17 protein-coding genes are annotated in these 15290 nt (G+C 41.1%); 11 read left to right on the forward strand and 6 right to left on the reverse strand.

The window, feature by feature from the left end:
• The first annotated feature begins 119 nt into the window (after nt 1–119).
• Nucleotides 120–920: a M61 family metallopeptidase gene (locus CWC16_RS08610; RefSeq protein ID WP_138541247.1), complete on the forward strand. Its 801-nt coding sequence runs from the start codon at nt 120–122 to the stop codon at nt 918–920.
• Here CWC16_RS08610 and CWC16_RS08615 read toward each other — a convergent pair.
• A complete protein-coding gene (locus tag CWC16_RS08615) occupies nt 917–1462 on the reverse strand; it encodes a dienelactone hydrolase family protein (protein WP_138541248.1) in 546 nt (181 codons plus the stop codon). The two genes, CWC16_RS08610 and CWC16_RS08615, sit on opposite strands and share 4 nt — an antisense overlap.
• 369 nt (nt 1463–1831) lie before the next feature.
• Here CWC16_RS08615 and CWC16_RS19865 point away from each other — a divergent pair, with 369 nt between their 5' ends.
• Together CWC16_RS19865 and CWC16_RS08620 are read left to right on the forward strand one after the other, a co-directional pair.
• Entirely contained in the window at nt 1832–1999 is a 168-nt protein-coding gene (locus CWC16_RS19865; RefSeq protein ID WP_024033460.1) for a hypothetical protein, read from the forward strand.
• A 131-nt stretch (nt 2000–2130) separates the two neighbouring features.
• On the forward strand, nt 2131–2997 hold the full coding sequence (locus CWC16_RS08620) for a transporter substrate-binding domain-containing protein (RefSeq protein ID WP_138541249.1): 867 nt from the start codon (nt 2131–2133) through the stop codon (nt 2995–2997).
• Between the two features lie 127 nt (nt 2998–3124).
• On the opposite strand, the gene CWC16_RS08625 is transcribed toward CWC16_RS08620, so the two are convergent.
• From CWC16_RS08625 to rnm, 3 genes are read right to left on the reverse strand one after another with little or no spacing between them, the layout of a single operon-like run.
• Nucleotides 3125–3967, reverse strand: coding sequence for a segregation and condensation protein A (locus CWC16_RS08625; protein WP_138541250.1), 843 nt, complete (start codon nt 3965–3967; stop codon nt 3125–3127).
• 5 nt (nt 3968–3972) lie between these two features.
• Nucleotides 3973–4593 (reverse strand): L-threonylcarbamoyladenylate synthase, encoded by a 621-nt coding sequence (locus CWC16_RS08630; RefSeq protein WP_004586789.1) that lies wholly within the window; start codon nt 4591–4593, stop codon nt 3973–3975.
• A complete protein-coding gene (rnm, locus tag CWC16_RS08635; RefSeq protein WP_138541251.1) occupies nt 4590–5444 on the reverse strand; it encodes an RNase RNM in 855 nt (284 codons plus the stop codon). Before rnm ends, CWC16_RS08630 begins: the two co-directional genes overlap by 4 nt.
• A gap of 447 nt (nt 5445–5891) precedes the next feature.
• On the opposite strand from rnm, the gene CWC16_RS08640 reads away from it, so the two are divergent.
• Genes CWC16_RS08640 through trpA form a run of 6 tightly spaced genes read left to right on the forward strand, consistent with a single transcriptional unit; the run spans nt 5892 to nt 12480 of the window.
• The gene (locus CWC16_RS08640; RefSeq protein WP_138541252.1) at nt 5892–7460 is read left to right on the forward strand and encodes an anthranilate synthase component 1; all 1569 of its coding nucleotides are present in this window, start codon (nt 5892–5894) and stop codon (nt 7458–7460) included.
• Nucleotide 7461: 1 nt separating this feature from the next.
• Nucleotides 7462–8064 carry an aminodeoxychorismate/anthranilate synthase component II gene (locus tag CWC16_RS08645; RefSeq protein WP_138541253.1) on the forward strand — a complete coding sequence of 201 codons (603 nt, stop codon included), beginning with the start codon at nt 7462–7464 and terminating at the stop codon, nt 8062–8064.
• A gap of 11 nt (nt 8065–8075) precedes the next feature.
• On the forward strand, nt 8076–9113 hold the full coding sequence (gene trpD / locus CWC16_RS08650) for an anthranilate phosphoribosyltransferase (RefSeq protein WP_138541254.1): 1038 nt from the start codon (nt 8076–8078) through the stop codon (nt 9111–9113).
• Nucleotides 9106–10470, forward strand: coding sequence for a bifunctional indole-3-glycerol-phosphate synthase TrpC/phosphoribosylanthranilate isomerase TrpF (gene trpCF, locus CWC16_RS08655; RefSeq protein ID WP_138541255.1), 1365 nt, complete (start codon nt 9106–9108; stop codon nt 10468–10470). Before trpD ends, trpCF begins: the two co-directional genes overlap by 8 nt.
• 7 nt (nt 10471–10477) lie before the next feature.
• On the forward strand, nt 10478–11662 hold the full coding sequence (trpB, locus tag CWC16_RS08660) for a tryptophan synthase subunit beta (protein ID WP_055014414.1): 1185 nt from the start codon (nt 10478–10480) through the stop codon (nt 11660–11662).
• Nucleotides 11659–12480 carry a tryptophan synthase subunit alpha gene (gene trpA / locus CWC16_RS08665; protein WP_055014380.1) on the forward strand — a complete coding sequence of 274 codons (822 nt, stop codon included), beginning with the start codon at nt 11659–11661 and terminating at the stop codon, nt 12478–12480. The genes trpB and trpA overlap by 4 nt, the downstream gene beginning before the upstream one ends.
• A 67-nt stretch (nt 12481–12547) precedes the next feature.
• On the opposite strand, the gene CWC16_RS08670 is transcribed toward trpA, so the two are convergent.
• Entirely contained in the window at nt 12548–13126 is a 579-nt protein-coding gene (locus tag CWC16_RS08670; protein ID WP_055020160.1) for a type 1 glutamine amidotransferase domain-containing protein, read from the reverse strand.
• Nucleotides 13127–13513: 387 nt separating this feature from the next.
• On the reverse strand, nt 13514–13783 hold the full coding sequence (locus CWC16_RS08675) for an HU family DNA-binding protein (RefSeq protein WP_138541256.1): 270 nt from the start codon (nt 13781–13783) through the stop codon (nt 13514–13516).
• A 172-nt stretch (nt 13784–13955) separates the two neighbouring features.
• On the opposite strand from CWC16_RS08675, the gene CWC16_RS08680 reads away from it, so the two are divergent.
• Together CWC16_RS08680 and CWC16_RS08685 are read left to right on the forward strand one after the other, a co-directional pair.
• Nucleotides 13956–14531 carry an inner membrane-spanning protein YciB gene (locus CWC16_RS08680; protein WP_138541257.1) on the forward strand — a complete coding sequence of 192 codons (576 nt, stop codon included), beginning with the start codon at nt 13956–13958 and terminating at the stop codon, nt 14529–14531.
• Nucleotides 14532–14598: 67 nt separating this feature from the next.
• Entirely contained in the window at nt 14599–15240 is a 642-nt protein-coding gene (locus CWC16_RS08685) for a CPBP family intramembrane glutamic endopeptidase (protein WP_055014384.1), read from the forward strand.
• The last annotated feature ends 50 nt before the right edge of the window (nt 15241–15290 follow it).

Here is a 15290-nt window from a genome sequence, read left to right on the forward strand (position 1 = left end):
CTTGTGCATGTATGCAATTTGCTTTTTATAATTGATATTAGTTAAAAAAATAGCAAATTACATGTGCTTAATTAATTGAAAAGTGGGTCTTGTATAAAGCGCGTATTTAGGAGGTATAAATGAAGTATTTTTGGCTATTATTGTTAACCTACTCTTTGCAAGTCTCAGCGGCCGATGTGGTTATTCATAATTTAGACTCGCTCACGACTAAGGGCCAAAAAACAGTGGCTACTTGGATAAATCAAAGCCTTACAAAAACACAAAATACGTTAGGTCCATTACAACAAAGCACCTTACCTATTTATTTAAAGCCACAATATTTTGCTTTTGAACCCGTGCCATGGGCAAGTGTAAAACGCAATAACCCAGATGGCTTAGAGCTGCATATTGACCGCTATGCAAGTTTAAAAGCTTTTACAAAAGATTGGACGCTCTACCATGAGCTTTCACATTTATATCTACCATTGCTGCCTTACTCAGGCTTTTGGCTCAGCGAAGGGTTTGCTAGCTACATGCAAAACGTCATAATGCGCGACAGCGGTGTGATCAGCCAAGCGCAATTTGTTCAGCGCTTGAACGCAGGGTTTGAGCGAGCACGCTTACAGACCAAAACAAAACAGCAACCGCTTAATAAGCTTTCAAGTGATATGTGGAAACAGCGCGCACAACAGCTCGTATATTGGACGGGAGCTGCATTTTTTGCAGAGGCTGATTTAGCTCTTCAAAAGCAAGGTAAAAGCGTCGCCACTGTAATAAAGCAATACCAAAAATGCTGCAGAACTGTACGCGCGAGTGCCAAAACACTTATAAAAGATTTAGATAAGCTCTCGCGCAGTAGTATTTTTACCACCTTGTACGCACAATATAATACACGTATCGACTTTCCTGTTATTACTAAAACGCAGTTAAATTCACTTTAAAGGCTTTTAATAAGTGCGCAATATTCATCATACGCATTGCCATCGTAATTAGCTGAGTACGCATTCATAAACCCGTGTAAAAATGGTGTTTTGTTACACGTAACTTGGCTTTTACTGGCTAAAGCACTTATCACTTCATCTACATTAAAATGCATTTCTGTATGTGGAAAAATAAACGTGCAAGGTACTTTTGCCGAAATATCTAAATGATTTCTAATTTGCGAAGGGTAAAAGCCGAACAGCTTTTTTAGGTGTGGATTGCCTGTTAATAACTGCGCACGCCATGCAGCACTTGCCCCTGCACTAAACCCTATGCACGTTGTGGGCTCTTTAAGGTTATTAAATACATTTAAAAGTTTTGCGGCATAATTATCATGACCACAGTCATTTATAAATTTAGTATAATAATATTTTTCACTATCAATGGGTTGAAGCTGACCATTGTAGGGGTCTATGGCCACTGAAGTGACTTGTATATTATTTAATAACCGCTTGAAAGGTGCCGTTAAACCATAAATATCACTGACTATTATGTAATTCATACTTACCTTTTTAAGATTAAAATCTATGCGTTTAAGCAGTTGATAAAATTAAGTATAAATAATTTTTAAATAAATAGCTTGCACACATTTTTAATTTAGGTTACCTTTCCTCTCTGGTTTAAATAAACCATCGCGGTTAACCTTTTTACCCTGATCCAGTAAGCCCCGCAAAACGTATATTTTAAAGCTAAGTTATCGTACGGCGAGAACCCCTATTAATACCTTGATGATTTTTTTATATCATCGCAAAAGTGTCATAAAGATCGTCAACACTGTAATGAAGCTAAACACAACATCGTTAATTTATTAACTGCATTTGGCTATAAAAAATAGCGCAGAGTAAATAACAAGAATAAAGTGAGTTTTATTATGTCTTATAAATACAATGGATCTATGATCCAAATTGCCCATCCGGTGCAATCAATTTCTGTAAACAAACAACGTGTTATTTTTAGTGATACGCAAGGTTTGAAAAACGCAATGTTTCAAAAAGCAAGCGAAGCACGCGAGTTTGTAAAATGGTTAAAAGCCAACTAAACATTGCGAGAAATTAACTGCCCAGACAGTTAGTGTTAAAAAAATGTGCCAGCTTTGTAGCTGGCATTTTACTTTGTTGCACTTAATTGACTACAATAGCAATAATTTCGTTGTTTTAGGTTGTTGTAGTAATGCTCCGTGCATTTTTGTGTATCACCTTTTATTTAAGTATTTCTTTACCGAGTTACGCCCATACTATTAACTGGCTAACGCACGACTTTGCGCCCTATTACATTTTAAATGGAAAATACCAACACCAGGGCCGTGATGAAAGCGTTATAACCTTACTTGAACAACAACTTCCTCACATCACGTTTAATCGCCTTGTTATCCCCTCTGGCAAAGTTACGCAAGAACTAGCCAATAAATCAGCCACACATTGCGCCCTATCACTTTATAAAAATACATTTAGAGAACAATTTATTCATTTTAGCGAACAAAGTTCAACTACTGGGCTCTCACCCTCTATTGCTATGCACAAAGGCTTGGCAGACTCGCTTGAAGTGCCTAGCGATAAAGCGGTGTCATTATATGATTTATTAGCAGAGAAAAAGCTCACGTTAGGTGTCTCTATGAACCGCTCATACGGCGAACAACTCGATAGTGTAATAAATAACACCCCCGATGTTGATATTGTTATTCGCCCAACACGAAATAGTTTAGCAAGCCTTACTTATATGCTTAATTTAAAGCGCTTAGATATTTTATTAGGCTACCCAAGTGAGCATCATTACTTAGCTAAATCTATGTACTTTGAAGAAAATCTCACTCAGCGAGCGATTGTTGAAGCGCCACCGTTGAGCTATGGCTATATTGGCTGCACTAAAAATGAACAAGGCGCTAAAAATATTCAACTATTAGGTGAACAATTAAAAAAAATTAAGCAAACCGAGCAATATCACAACGTAATGTTACGCTGGTTACCAGCGCATTTAAAACCCTTATTAGAATCAAGAATTCACGCTACAAAAAGCAAAAACGCCACGCCTAAATTATAATACCCCCTTAATCGGCCGGTTTTAAACTCATTTCGCCCTCAAAACCAGCACGGTAGCCGCCCCATAGACCTTGCCCTTAGCTACTTTACCTAATTCAAACGTAATGCGTTTAGTTACGCCACGTAAATTAAAGGCTGTTGGGTGTATCGGTGAGGTTTATATAAATTAGGCTATCAGGTGAGACCTGCAAACAGCTTATTAAACCTTCTTTTATAAGCTCAAGCATAGCAATAAAGCTCACCACTACACCGCTTCGGCCTTCACTAAGAGTGAATAAATCGCTAAACGGCAGTGCTTTTTTAGCGTTACTCAGCTGGGCTAAAATTTGGCTCATCCGCTCCCGTGTAGAGAGTACTTCGGCTGTTACTTGGTGATGCTCAAATGTTTTGGCGCGCCCCATCACGTCGCTCAGTGCTAACATTAAATCTTTTAATTCAAGCTCTGGCAGATTTTGAGCGGTATTTTCAATAACTGGCATAGTTGCATTAGCTACAAAAATATCACGGCCTACGCGGGGAATGGCATCTATATTTTCGGCTGCTTTTTTAAACTGCTCGTATTCTTTTAAACGCTTAATTAGTTCTGCGCGGGGGTCTTCCTCTTCTTCGAGCTCCTCGTGTACAGGCAATAACAGACGCGATTTTATTTGCGCCAATAACGCGGCCATTACTAAGTACTCACCGGCAAGCTCTAACTGAAACTCACTCATCATTTCTACATAACTGACATATTGCTCAGTAATACTAAAAATAGAGAGTTCGAGTACATCTAACTTATGCTTTTTTATCAGATACAACAGTAAATCAAGCGGGCCTTCAAAGGTTTCCAAAATAATTTCAAGTGCATCGGGCGGAATGTATAAATCTTCGGGTTTATCTACAACGGCTTTGCCATGCAAAAAAGCCAGTGGCAGCTTTTGCTGCACTGGCTCGCTTTGAGTATTATCAACGCTCGGTGTTGTATCACTCACACAGGTTACTCAAACGGACTGGTGTCGCCACAGCCTACACGCAAAATATGAATATCATCTTCTGATAGATCAATAACCGTGGTTGCTTGCTCTGCAAGGTGTCCGCCGTCAATAATTAAATCGACGTGTTTATCTAAACGCGTTAAAATTTCATCTGGATCTGATTCTGTAAACTCTTCTCCAGGTAAAATTAACGAGCACGACATTAACGGCTCCCCAAGCTCTGCAAGTAATGCACATGCAATAGGGTGTTCTATAACGCGCATACCAATGGTTTTTTTCTTATCGTTTAATAAACGCTTTGGCACCTCTTTTGTGCCTTTAAAAATAAAAGTGTATGGCCCTGGCGTATTATTTTTAATAAGCCTAAACATTTGGTTATCTACACGGGCATACGTTGCAAGCTCAGACAAATCACGGCATACCAGCGTAAAGTTATGGTGTTTTTCTATACCACGGATACGCTCTATACGCTCTTTTGCTTGCTTATTACCGAGGTTACACCCTATGGCATAGCCCGAATCTGTTGGGTAAACAACAACCCCGCCCTGTTTTATAATATCAACCGCTTGGCTGATCAATCGTGGCTGTGGGTTTGCTGGGTGAATATGAATTAATTGACTCATGATAATGCTCCTTCTTGCCCTTCCCACACTTGCCAAACCCCTTGGCAGTCTTTGGGTAAGTATAAGTTTTTACCTAGCTCTAAATAACTAGTTGGAAAATGAAAGTCAGAACCTTGCGAGCACAGTAAACCGTACTCTTGGCTCAGTTGCCCTAAAAATTGGCGTTCAGTGGGCGCTTGTTGCGGCTGCGCAACTTCCATGGCATCACCCCCGTCACTTTTGTATTGCACAAGTAACTTGCGTAACCATTTATTAGACATTTGATAACGCCCTGGGTGTGCAAGTACGGCCACTCCACCTGCAGCATGTATGGCACTAATGGCTGTTTGCATATCACACCAAGCACTAGGTACGTAACCTGTTTTACTGCGCCCTAAGTACTTTTTAAATACTCCAGGAAAATTTTTAGCCACCCCTCGCTCTATTAATGCTCGCGCAAAATGAGCTCGAGTAATTTGGGCGTTTTCTGCCAGCGCTTTGGCTTGTTCATAAATGCCATCAAAGCCGTTTTTTGCCAGCCTTTTACCAATTTCAATCGCGCGCTCATCCCGCTTTTGCTGCTGCGCCAATAGTAACGATGTAAGGGCATTGTTATTTATATCAATATTTAGCCCGACAATATGTATTTCAAAGCTTTCCCACTTGGTAGAAATTTCTACGCCAGATATAAGCTTAACCGGTAGGTTTTGGGTTTCGATATACGCTTTTGCCGGCGCAATAGCAGCCACAGTGTCGTGATCGGTTATCGCAAACACATCAATGTTTTTTTCTACGGCACGGTTTAATAATTGCTCAACCGTTAACTGCCCGTCTGAATGTGTTGTATGGCTGTGTAAATCGTATTTTATCAAAAGGAAACTGCTTAAATTTAAGGGGAATGAATGTTTATATAAGTATAACAACTTTTTTGACTAAATTGTTTTAAATAAACACTTGACACAAAAGCGCTAAATACGTTTTACTGTAGCCACTTTAAGACACATTAAGAATTAAAAATAATGATCAATTCAATTCAACACACTATTTGGTGGTGGCACTCATAATTTTTGGGTGATGAATTGTCGTGTCTAGCAAAAATTCAAAACCCGCATTATGCGGGTTTTTTTATAACTAAATTTTACGTATTTAATTTTTTATTTTGAGGCAAAAAACATGAATAACGGTCTTACTCTTACACATCGTTGGTGGTGGCGCCTGATATAGCGGGACGGTAATGATCTGTTTGTAATTTAGATATCGTTATTCAAACCCCGCACTGCCAAGGCATTGCGGGGTTTTATTTTTTGAGGGAATGAGGTTTGATTTTTAGTCATATAACTACCACACCAGGCGAAGTTACTAGCATAACGCAAGTACGCGACTACATTAGTAGCCCACTTGCACTTTATGCTGCACTTGATAAGCCTAACTCGCTACTGCTTGAATCAGCCGAAATTGATTCTAAAGACAGTGTTAAAAGCTTAATTTTAGTTGACTGTGCACTGCGCATTGTATGCCAAGGTAAAACCGTGACGCTAAGTGCTCAATCTAATAACGGAAAACAGTTACTGCCGTATTTAAGAGACAATGTACAAAGCTGCGATGCAACCTTAACCGACACCAGCCTAACCCTTGTTTACAAAGGCTGCTCAAACAACATTGACGAGGCAAGTAAACTGGTTGCCGACAATGCATTTAGCGCGTTACGCACCTGTATAAACAGTATCAAAAGCACCACCGAAAACCCGTTTTCGGTATTTTTAGGAGGCGTATTTGCCTACGATATGGTGGCTAATTTTGAGCAGCTAAGCGACGTACCCGATGGCGAAAACACTTGTCCAGACTACGTTTTTTACTTAGCCGAAACCTTAGTGGTTATCGATCATCAAAAGCAAACTACTGAGCTTATTGGTAATGTATTTAATGGCCCAGACGTACACGCTAATTGTTTTGAGGTAGGTAAAGAACTTGAACGGTTAAATGCCTTATGCGACAAAGCTGAAGAATTTAGCGCCCCTATGCAAACAGGCACCTGCGATGTAAATGTTGATATAAGCGATGAAACTTACTGCGAACAAGTAGTTAAGCTTAAAAAGAACATAGTTGATGGTGACATTTTTCAGGTTGTGCCTTCGCGTACATTTTCACTGCCCTGCCCTGATTCGTTGCACGCATATAGCCAGCTTAAAAAGCAGAACCCAAGCCCTTATATGTTTTATATGCGCGATGAAGAATTTGCTTTATTTGGTGCCTCTCCTGAGTCGGCGCTTAAGTACGAAGTAAATAGCAAACAAGTTGAAGTTTACCCTATTGCCGGTACTCGTCCACGCGGAAAATTTGCCAATGGGGCAATCAACCCAGATTTAGACAGCCGTATTGAACTTGAACTAAGAAACGATCAAAAAGAGCGTGCTGAACATTTAATGTTGGTTGATTTAGCCCGTAACGATGTGGCACGCATAAGTGTAGCCGGCACGCGCCATGCAAAAGAGCTATTAAAAGTAGACCGCTATTCGCAAGTAATGCACTTGGTATCTCGCGTAGTGGGCACATTAAAGCCAGAACTTGATGCATTGCACGCTTACCAAGCATGTATGAACATGGGCACGCTGGTAGGCGCTCCTAAGGTGCGTGCCGCCGAACTTGTACGCCAAACCGAAGGCAAACGCCGTGGCAGCTACGGTGGCGCAGTAGGTTATTTAACCGGCGATGGTGCAATGGATAGCTGCATTGTTATTCGCTCAGCGTTTGTAAAAAATAATACCGCCTATGTACAAGCAGGTGCTGGCGTTGTGTACGACTCTGATCCGCAAGCCGAAGCGAACGAAACCCGCGCTAAAGCCCAAGCGGTGATCACCGCCATAAAATCAACTTATAAGGCGGTATAAAATGAGTACAGCAAACCCAATGAAAATATACTTTTTAGATAACTTTGATTCGTTTAGCTACAACCTTGTTGATGAACTGTCCATGCTGGGCTGTGAGCTTGTGGTATACAGAAATAACATAAGCGCAGAGGTTATTTTTAATAAAATGCGCCAAGAGAAAGGCCAAGTATTATTAGTGCTTTCGCCAGGGCCTGGTGCACCCAGTGATGCAGGTTGCTTAATGGAATTAATCGAACTGGCTAAAGGCCACTTCCCTATGCTGGGCATTTGTCTTGGGCAACAGGCACTTACACAAAGTTACGGTGGAGTAATCGGTCACGCGGGCGAAACCGTACATGGTAAGTCATCAATCATTAATTTAAACCCGCACCCGGTGTTTGAAGGAATGGGCAATACCATGCCTGTAGCGCGATACCATTCATTAATGGCAACCAAAGTACCTGAAAATATAGAGGTAATTGCACAATTTGACGATATTCCTATGGCCATATATCACCACGACGATAAAGCATTAGGTTATCAATTTCACCCTGAGTCAATACTGACGCCAAATGGTGCAATGCTACTTCAACAAAGCGTTGCGTACTTAACGCGCACCAACTAATAGAGGACATTATGAGTACACAAACACAAGAGACCATAAATGTTCAATACGCTATTGAGCAACTTATTCAAGCCAAGTCGTTAAGCTATGCCCAGTCAAACGCATTATTTAACCAAATAATGCAAGGTAACATGAGCGAAATAGAGCTCACTGCATTGTTAATTAGCCTTAAAATGAAAGGCGAAGTAAGCGATGAAATTGCCGGTGCAGCTGCGTCAATGCGCCAAAACGCAGTGGCGTTTAAAACCTCAAGTACGCAACTTGCCGATAGCTGTGGCACCGGGGGCGATGGCTCAAACACAATTAATATTAGTACCACCGCGGCTATTGTTGCCGCTGCCGCGGGTATTAATATGGTAAAACATGGTAATCGCAGTGTATCGAGTAACTCGGGCTCTGCTGATTTATTAAAAGCATTAGGTATTAATATTGATATGAGCCCAGCACAGGCAGCACACTGCCTTGAGCAAACTCATTTTACCTTTTTGTTTGCCCCGCATTATCACAGTGGTGTACGCCATGCGATGGGCGTACGCACTGAACTGAAAACACGGACTGTTTTTAATATTTTGGGCCCGCTTGCTAACCCTGCTGCACCACACGTGCAATTACTGGGTGTTTACGATGAGTCTTTATGTATGCCAATGGCACAAACACTTAAAACATTAGGCACTCAGCGCGCAATGATAGTGCATGGTTCTGGCACTGACGAAATAGCCCTGCACGGCCCAACCAGTGTAGTTGAGCTAAACAATGGCGAAATAACCCAGTACACATTAAACCCAAGCGACTTTGACCTTGCAAACTATTCACTTGAACAACTAGCCGGTGAAGGCCCACAATACAACGCAAATGCAAGCCTTGCTATTTTACAAGGTAAAGGCAGTGATGCGCACAATGCTGCAATCGTAGTCAATGTGGCTGCACTTTTATACCTAAGCGGTAAAGTACAGTCATTAAAAGAAGGCGCACAACAGGTACACACATTACTCAGTTCAGGCAAAGCCATGAACACGTTAAATGCAATTATTGAGGTAAGTCATGGCTAATGTATTAGACAAAATTGTTGCTGATAAAAAACAAGAGCTAATAGAGCGCAAAGCCACGCGCCCTCTAGAGAGCTTTAAACACCTAGCAGTGCCAACTAGTCGCAGCTTTTATGAAGCGCTGGCAAAGCCGGGAACGCAATTTATTTTAGAATGTAAAAAGGCATCGCCTTCAAAGGGGCTAATAAGAGAGCCGTTTGATTTAACCGAGATCACCTCTGTTTATAAAAAATACGCCACCTGCATGAGCGTACTGACTGATGCTAAATACTTTCAAGGTAGCTTTGATTATTTAGAATTTGTACGTAGCCAAGTAGAGCAACCTCTTATTTGTAAAGACTTTTTTATAGACGAATACCAAGTTTACATGGCACGTATTTATGGCGGCGATGCTATTTTATTAATGCTTTCAGTGCTTGATGATGAGCAATATAAAGCACTACATGCAGTCGCCGACTCGCTTAAGATGTCGGTATTAACCGAGGTCAGTAACGAAGAAGAAGTGCACCGCGCCCTGGCACTTGATGCACAAATTATTGGTATTAATAACCGCAACCTTCGCGATTTAAGCACGGATTTAGCCACCACCGAAAAATTACGTAAACTCATCCCTCAAGACAAAGTGGTTATTTCAGAATCAGGCATTTATACCCACCAAGATGTTAAACGTTTAGCGCCGTTATGCGATGGCTTTTTAATTGGCAGTTCTTTAATGGCTGAGGCCGATTTAGAACAAGCCTGCAAAAAAGTTATCTTAGGTGATAACAAAGTGTGCGGTTTAACCCGAGCACAAGACGTACAAGCCGCTTATAACAATGGCGCGCTCTACGGTGGACTCATTTTTTACCCTAAATCGCCTCGTTATGTTGATTTAGATTGTGCTATTGAATTAAGCCAAAGTGCACCACTTAAATTTGTGGGCGTGTTTGTTAATGCAAGCCCGCAGCAAGTGGTACAATACGCGCATGAACTAAAACTGGCCGCAGTACAATTACACGGTCAAGAAAGTGACGATTACATTGCAGCACTGCGTACACAGTTACCTAAAGGGTGTGAAATTTGGAAAGCTCAGGCAATTAAAGATACATTGCCAACCCCCGTAAAAGGCGTAGACCGCCATCTATATGATACACACAGCGATACACAAGCCGGTGGGACAGGTAAAGCATTTGATTGGGCAGTACTGCGAGATGCAACAACCCCCTTTATGCTAGCGGGTGGCTTAAATCCAGACAATATAAAAAACGCACTTTCTCAAGGTGCCCTTGGCCTTGATTTAAATTCAGGCGTTGAAGAATCTGCGGGTAAAAAGTGCCCTATCAAATTACAAAATGCTTTTACAAGCATCAGAAATTATTGAGGTTATAATGCAAAATCCAGCTTATTTTGGCGAGTTTGGCGGTATGTTTGTACCTGAGCTACTTGTCCCTGCGCTTAAGCAGTTAGAAAACGAATTTAACAAAGCACAAAAAGACCCTGAGTTTCAGGCTGAGTTTACAAAGCTATTAAACGAGTATGCCGGTCGCCCTACGCCGCTCACATTAACGCGTAATTTAATTAAAAACCCTAAGGTAAAACTTTACCTTAAACGTGAAGATTTACTGCACGGCGGCGCACACAAAACCAACCAAGTTCTTGGTCAAGCATTGCTAACTAAGCGTATGGGTAAAAAAGAAGTTATTGCCGAAACGGGTGCGGGCCAACATGGCGTGGCAACAGCGCTTGCCTGTGCATTACTTGGCTTAAAATGCCGCATTTATATGGGTGCTAAAGATGTTGAGCGCCAACAGCCTAACGTATTTAGAATGAAACTAATGGGCGCAGAGGTTATCCCAGTAACAGCAGGTTCTGGTACTTTGAAAGATGCGGTAAACGAAGCGCTACGCGACTGGTCTGCAAACTACCAAGACGCTCATTACTTACTTGGTACCGCAGCGGGCCCTCACCCATTCCCAACAATTGTACGAGAGTATCAAAAAGTGATTGGTGAAGAAGCTAAACAACAAGTACTAAAAGCAGAAGGACGCTTACCAGATGCCGTACTTGCATGTGTTGGCGGTGGCTCTAACGCTATTGGTATGTTTACTGACTTTATTGACGAGCCAAGTGTCAAACTCATCGGTGTAGAGCCTGCGGGTAAAGGGTTAGATACCCACGAGCACGGAGCCACTATTTGTAAAGGCACTAAAGGTATATTGCACGGCACCTATACGTACATCATGCAAAATAATGATGGCCAAATAGAAGAGTCATACTCAGTATCTGCCGGTCTTGATTACCCAGCAGTTGGCCCACAGCATGCGTTTCTACACGAAACAGGTCGTGCTCAATATGTCGGTATTACCGATACAGAAGCCCTTGATGCGTTCCAAGCACTTGCTAAAAACGAAGGCATTATTCCAGCTCTTGAATCAAGCCATGCCCTTGCTTATGCGCTTAAATACGCCGAAGAGCAAACAGAAGAAAGTATTTTAGTGGTTAACTTAAGTGGCCGTGGCGATAAAGATTTAACCCACGTACACAGTGTTTTATCACAAGGAGGTCAACTATGAGCCAGTTAAATACAGATCGTTACGGTAAAACTTTTGCTGCACTTAATGAGCAAAAACAAGGTGCATTTGTGCCATTTGTGACCATTGGCGACCCAGGTAAAGAGCAAAGTATTGCCATTATAAAAAGCTTGATTGATGGCGGCGCGGATGCCCTTGAGCTAGGTATTCCGTTTTCGGACCCAATTGCTGATGGCCCTGTTATTCAAGCCGCTAATATTCGCGCGCTAGATGTAAACATTAACACGCAAGATTGCTTTGATATAATTAAAGAAATACGCGATTACAATGCAGATATTCCTATTGGCTTATTATTGTATTCTAACCTTGTGTTTAAACGCGGATTAGAAACATTTTATAAAGATGCCAAAGCAGCAGGCGTAGACTCTATTTTAGTTGCAGATGTACCACTGCACGAGTCTAAAATGTTTAGAAAAGCAGCCATGGCAAATGGTATAGACCCTATATTTATTGCCACACCTAATGCCGATGACGATACCCTGCGCCAATGTGCATCTTATGGCCGTGGTTACACGTATTTATTATCGCGTGCGGGTGTTACCGGTACCGATACAAAAGCGCAAATGCCAGCAGGCAATATTGTTACTAAATTAACAGAATACCATGCAGCCCCTGCTTTACTAGGCTTTGGTATTTCTACACCCGATGATGTAAAAGCCGCTTTAAAAGCAGGCGCAGCAGGTGCTATTTCAGGCTCAGCCGTGGTTAAGATTATTGAAGCAAACCTTAATGATCTAGACGCGATGACCGCACAGTTAAAAGCGTTTGTAGCTGATATGAAAGCAGCAACCACATTGTAAAATGCTTACCATTTACGCATAAAAAGGGCATTTAAAATGCCCTTTTTTAAAATCTAACTTAGCAAGCTTAGTGAGCTTGATGTTTACCTTCTAAAATTTCTTCAATAAATTTTGCATTAAATGCTTCTAAATCTGCTGGGCTGCGGCTTGTTACTAACCCTTGGTCTACACTCACTTCTTCATCAACCCAGTTTGCACCCGCATTGATTAAATCACTTTTAATGCTCGGGAATGATGTAACGGTACGGTCGCGTAATTTATTAATCTCGGCAAGTAACCAAGGTGCATGACAAATAGCTGCAACAGGCTTATTTTTCTCGGCGCCAAAAAAACCGTCTATAAACGCTTTTGCGTGTTTATCTTGGCGTAACGTATCTGGGTTAAATAAGCCACCTGGCAGCATAAGCGCATCGTAATCGCTGGCACTGGCATTTGTAACAAGTTTGTCTACGCTTACTTTGTCGCCCCATTTATCTTCGTCCCAACCGGTGATTTCACCCTCTTTTACCGACACAATATCGATATCAGCGCCAGCATTTAGTAAAGCATCACGTGGAGATAATAGCTCACTTTGCTCAAAGCCATCGGTGGCTAAAATAGCAATTTTTTTACCTTGTAATCGTGTACTTGATTGTAATGTAGACATAGAGATCTCCTTATTGCATTAAATAAAATGTTTTAATCATCCTATTAAAAGCATAAGCAATGCCAAACTTAAGGTACTGAAAATTATTAATAATGTAAATTCAAGCTGTCTAAGCTATGTAAATCATTTACAGGGTTTGAATAATCTACATAGCTTAATTTAAAAGTGCATACAAAAACCAGCACACAGGCTTTGCTTATAAGATGAAGTAGTTAGGCATTAACTAAAAACTGGGTATTTATTTTGTAGACGCACCCTATTAGCGGGGTGCGCCGAACTATAATTTTGTGATTAATAGCGCTAACTAAACCTAAAAAGGTAACTGGGCTATTAGCAAGTATTGGTTGCAGGCGCTAGTCGCTGGTACTGGTCAATGCAAGTTGCTACTTAAAGAAGATCTTTTAATGCTTTGGCAGGTTTAAATACGGCTTTATTAGCGCCTTCTATTTCAATGGTCTCACCGGTTTGCGGATTACGCCCTGTACGTGCTGGGTAGTAACTTAATGCAAATGTACCAAATCCACTTATTTGTACTTGGTCGCCCTCAGATAACGATTTAGTGATTACTTTTTGTAAACTTGTAAGCGCTGCTTGTGTGTCTTTTTTTGTAAGCTCACTGCTTTTTGCCATTTTGGCAACAAGTTGTGCTTTGTTCATTGTAGGCTCCTAAATGCACACTTAATCAGTATTGGTTAAGCGTGGGGATATGATGATGAATAAATAAAGCCACGCAGGCTAAGGCTTACAGGGCAACAAGTCAACCTTGTAGTTGCCTAGTGTTATGTGGTAAAAACTTCCCTGACTTCTCTTTGTATAATTTAGGTAGTATATGCACGCATTGATTGAATACATCCCGCTAATTTTATTTTTTGCGGTATTTAAATTAGTTGATATTTACTGGGCAACCGGCCTTTTAATGGTCACTACGCTTATTCAAGTTGCGTATAGCTACTTTAAGCACGGCCATGTACCTACTCGCCAATGGTTATTTTTTGCTATTGCAGCGGTATTTGGCACATTAACCTTAGTACTCCACGATGAACAATATATAAAATGGAAAGCCACGCTAATTTACGCCGGCTTAAGCCTCACCTTATTAATTAGCCGCTACGTACTGAATAAAAATCTCGTTAAAAAAGCTCTTAGCGCAATCCTCGAAAACGCTAACGACTCTAAACAAGCGATTGAAGTGCCAGAATCTGTATGGAATAAACTTAACTTAATGTGGGTTGCCATAACCGCAGGTATTGCGGTGCTGAATATTTACATTGCGTATAATTTCTCACTTGATTTTTGGGTTAACTTTAAAGTATTTGGCTTAATGGGCATTACCTTTGTGAGTATTTTGATCACTATTTTTGCTTTGTATAAGTACTTCCCTGATGAAGAGGAACCTGCAAAGTAAAACATCTTCGTCATAAAAATGTCGTCTTTGCTTGATAGCGTGTAAAAAAAATCAATCAGAGACGACCTTGAACGCCAATCAATACCGCTGGTTTGAATTTACCCTCATATTTGTTTTATTGCCTTTAATAGGCTTTACCCTTCGTAGTTACCTAGCTAACTGGCTTATACCCGCACTGATTGTTTTAATGACCGTGTGCTGCATGTTATTACTGAACGACCCCCACTTTAAGCGATTTAGACTTACAAGCCTGGGGCAGTTTTCTGCAGTAAAGCGGCGTTTATTTAGTTTCTTTTTTTTAGGCGCGCTTTTCTCAGGCGTGTTTTACGGCATTATTCATCAAGAAAACTGGTTTAATATGCCGCTGCACTCATTTTATAACTGGTTACTTTTACTACTTCTATACCCGCTGCTATCAGTATTACCACAAGAGCTAATTTTCAGAACCTACTTTTTTCATCGCTATAAACGCATTATGCCCAAAAAAAGAGTGCGTATAGTGGTAAGCGCAGTAGTGTTTGCCCTTGCCCATATTGTGTATGCCAATTGGGTGGCTGTAGGCTTAGCATTTTTAGGCGGGTTATTATTTTCGTTTACCTATGCGCAAAGCCGCTCAACCATAGTGTGTGTAATTGAGCATAGTTTATGGGGCTTGTGGATGTTTACACTGGGGATTGGCAGTTCACTAGACTCAGGAGCTATAAGCTAAGCCGCTATTTTCAACAACAAAAAAGCCGCGTTAATACGCGGCTTTTGGCA

Origin of the sequence: Pseudoalteromonas sp. S3776 (genome assembly GCF_005886915.1) — a bacterium.
In the GTDB taxonomy this organism is placed as follows: domain Bacteria; phylum Pseudomonadota; class Gammaproteobacteria; order Enterobacterales; family Alteromonadaceae; genus Pseudoalteromonas.

Bases quoted from the DNA above. Each gene is read 5' to 3' on its own strand.
- CWC16_RS08610 (WP_138541247.1), top strand. From the start codon at position 120: ATGAAGTATTTTTGGCTATTATTGTTAACCTACTCTTTGCAAGTCTCA.
- CWC16_RS08615 (WP_138541248.1), bottom strand. From the start codon at position 1,462: ATGAATTACATAATAGTCAGTGATATTTATGGTTTAACGGCACCTTTC.
- CWC16_RS19865 (WP_024033460.1), top strand. From the start codon at position 1,832: ATGTCTTATAAATACAATGGATCTATGATCCAAATTGCCCATCCGGTG.
- CWC16_RS08620 (WP_138541249.1), top strand. From the start codon at position 2,131: ATGCTCCGTGCATTTTTGTGTATCACCTTTTATTTAAGTATTTCTTTA.
- CWC16_RS08630 (WP_004586789.1), bottom strand. From the start codon at position 4,593: ATGAGTCAATTAATTCATATTCACCCAGCAAACCCACAGCCACGATTG.
- CWC16_RS08645 (WP_138541253.1), top strand. From the start codon at position 7,462: ATGAGTACAGCAAACCCAATGAAAATATACTTTTTAGATAACTTTGAT.
- trpD (WP_138541254.1), top strand. From the start codon at position 8,076: ATGAGTACACAAACACAAGAGACCATAAATGTTCAATACGCTATTGAG.
- trpCF (WP_138541255.1), top strand. From the start codon at position 9,106: ATGGCTAATGTATTAGACAAAATTGTTGCTGATAAAAAACAAGAGCTA.
- trpB (WP_055014414.1), top strand. From the start codon at position 10,478: ATGCAAAATCCAGCTTATTTTGGCGAGTTTGGCGGTATGTTTGTACCT.
- trpA (WP_055014380.1), top strand. From the start codon at position 11,659: ATGAGCCAGTTAAATACAGATCGTTACGGTAAAACTTTTGCTGCACTT.
- CWC16_RS08670 (WP_055020160.1), bottom strand. From the start codon at position 13,126: ATGTCTACATTACAATCAAGTACACGATTACAAGGTAAAAAAATTGCT.
- CWC16_RS08675 (WP_138541256.1), bottom strand. From the start codon at position 13,783: ATGAACAAAGCACAACTTGTTGCCAAAATGGCAAAAAGCAGTGAGCTT.
- CWC16_RS08680 (WP_138541257.1), top strand. From the start codon at position 13,956: ATGCACGCATTGATTGAATACATCCCGCTAATTTTATTTTTTGCGGTA.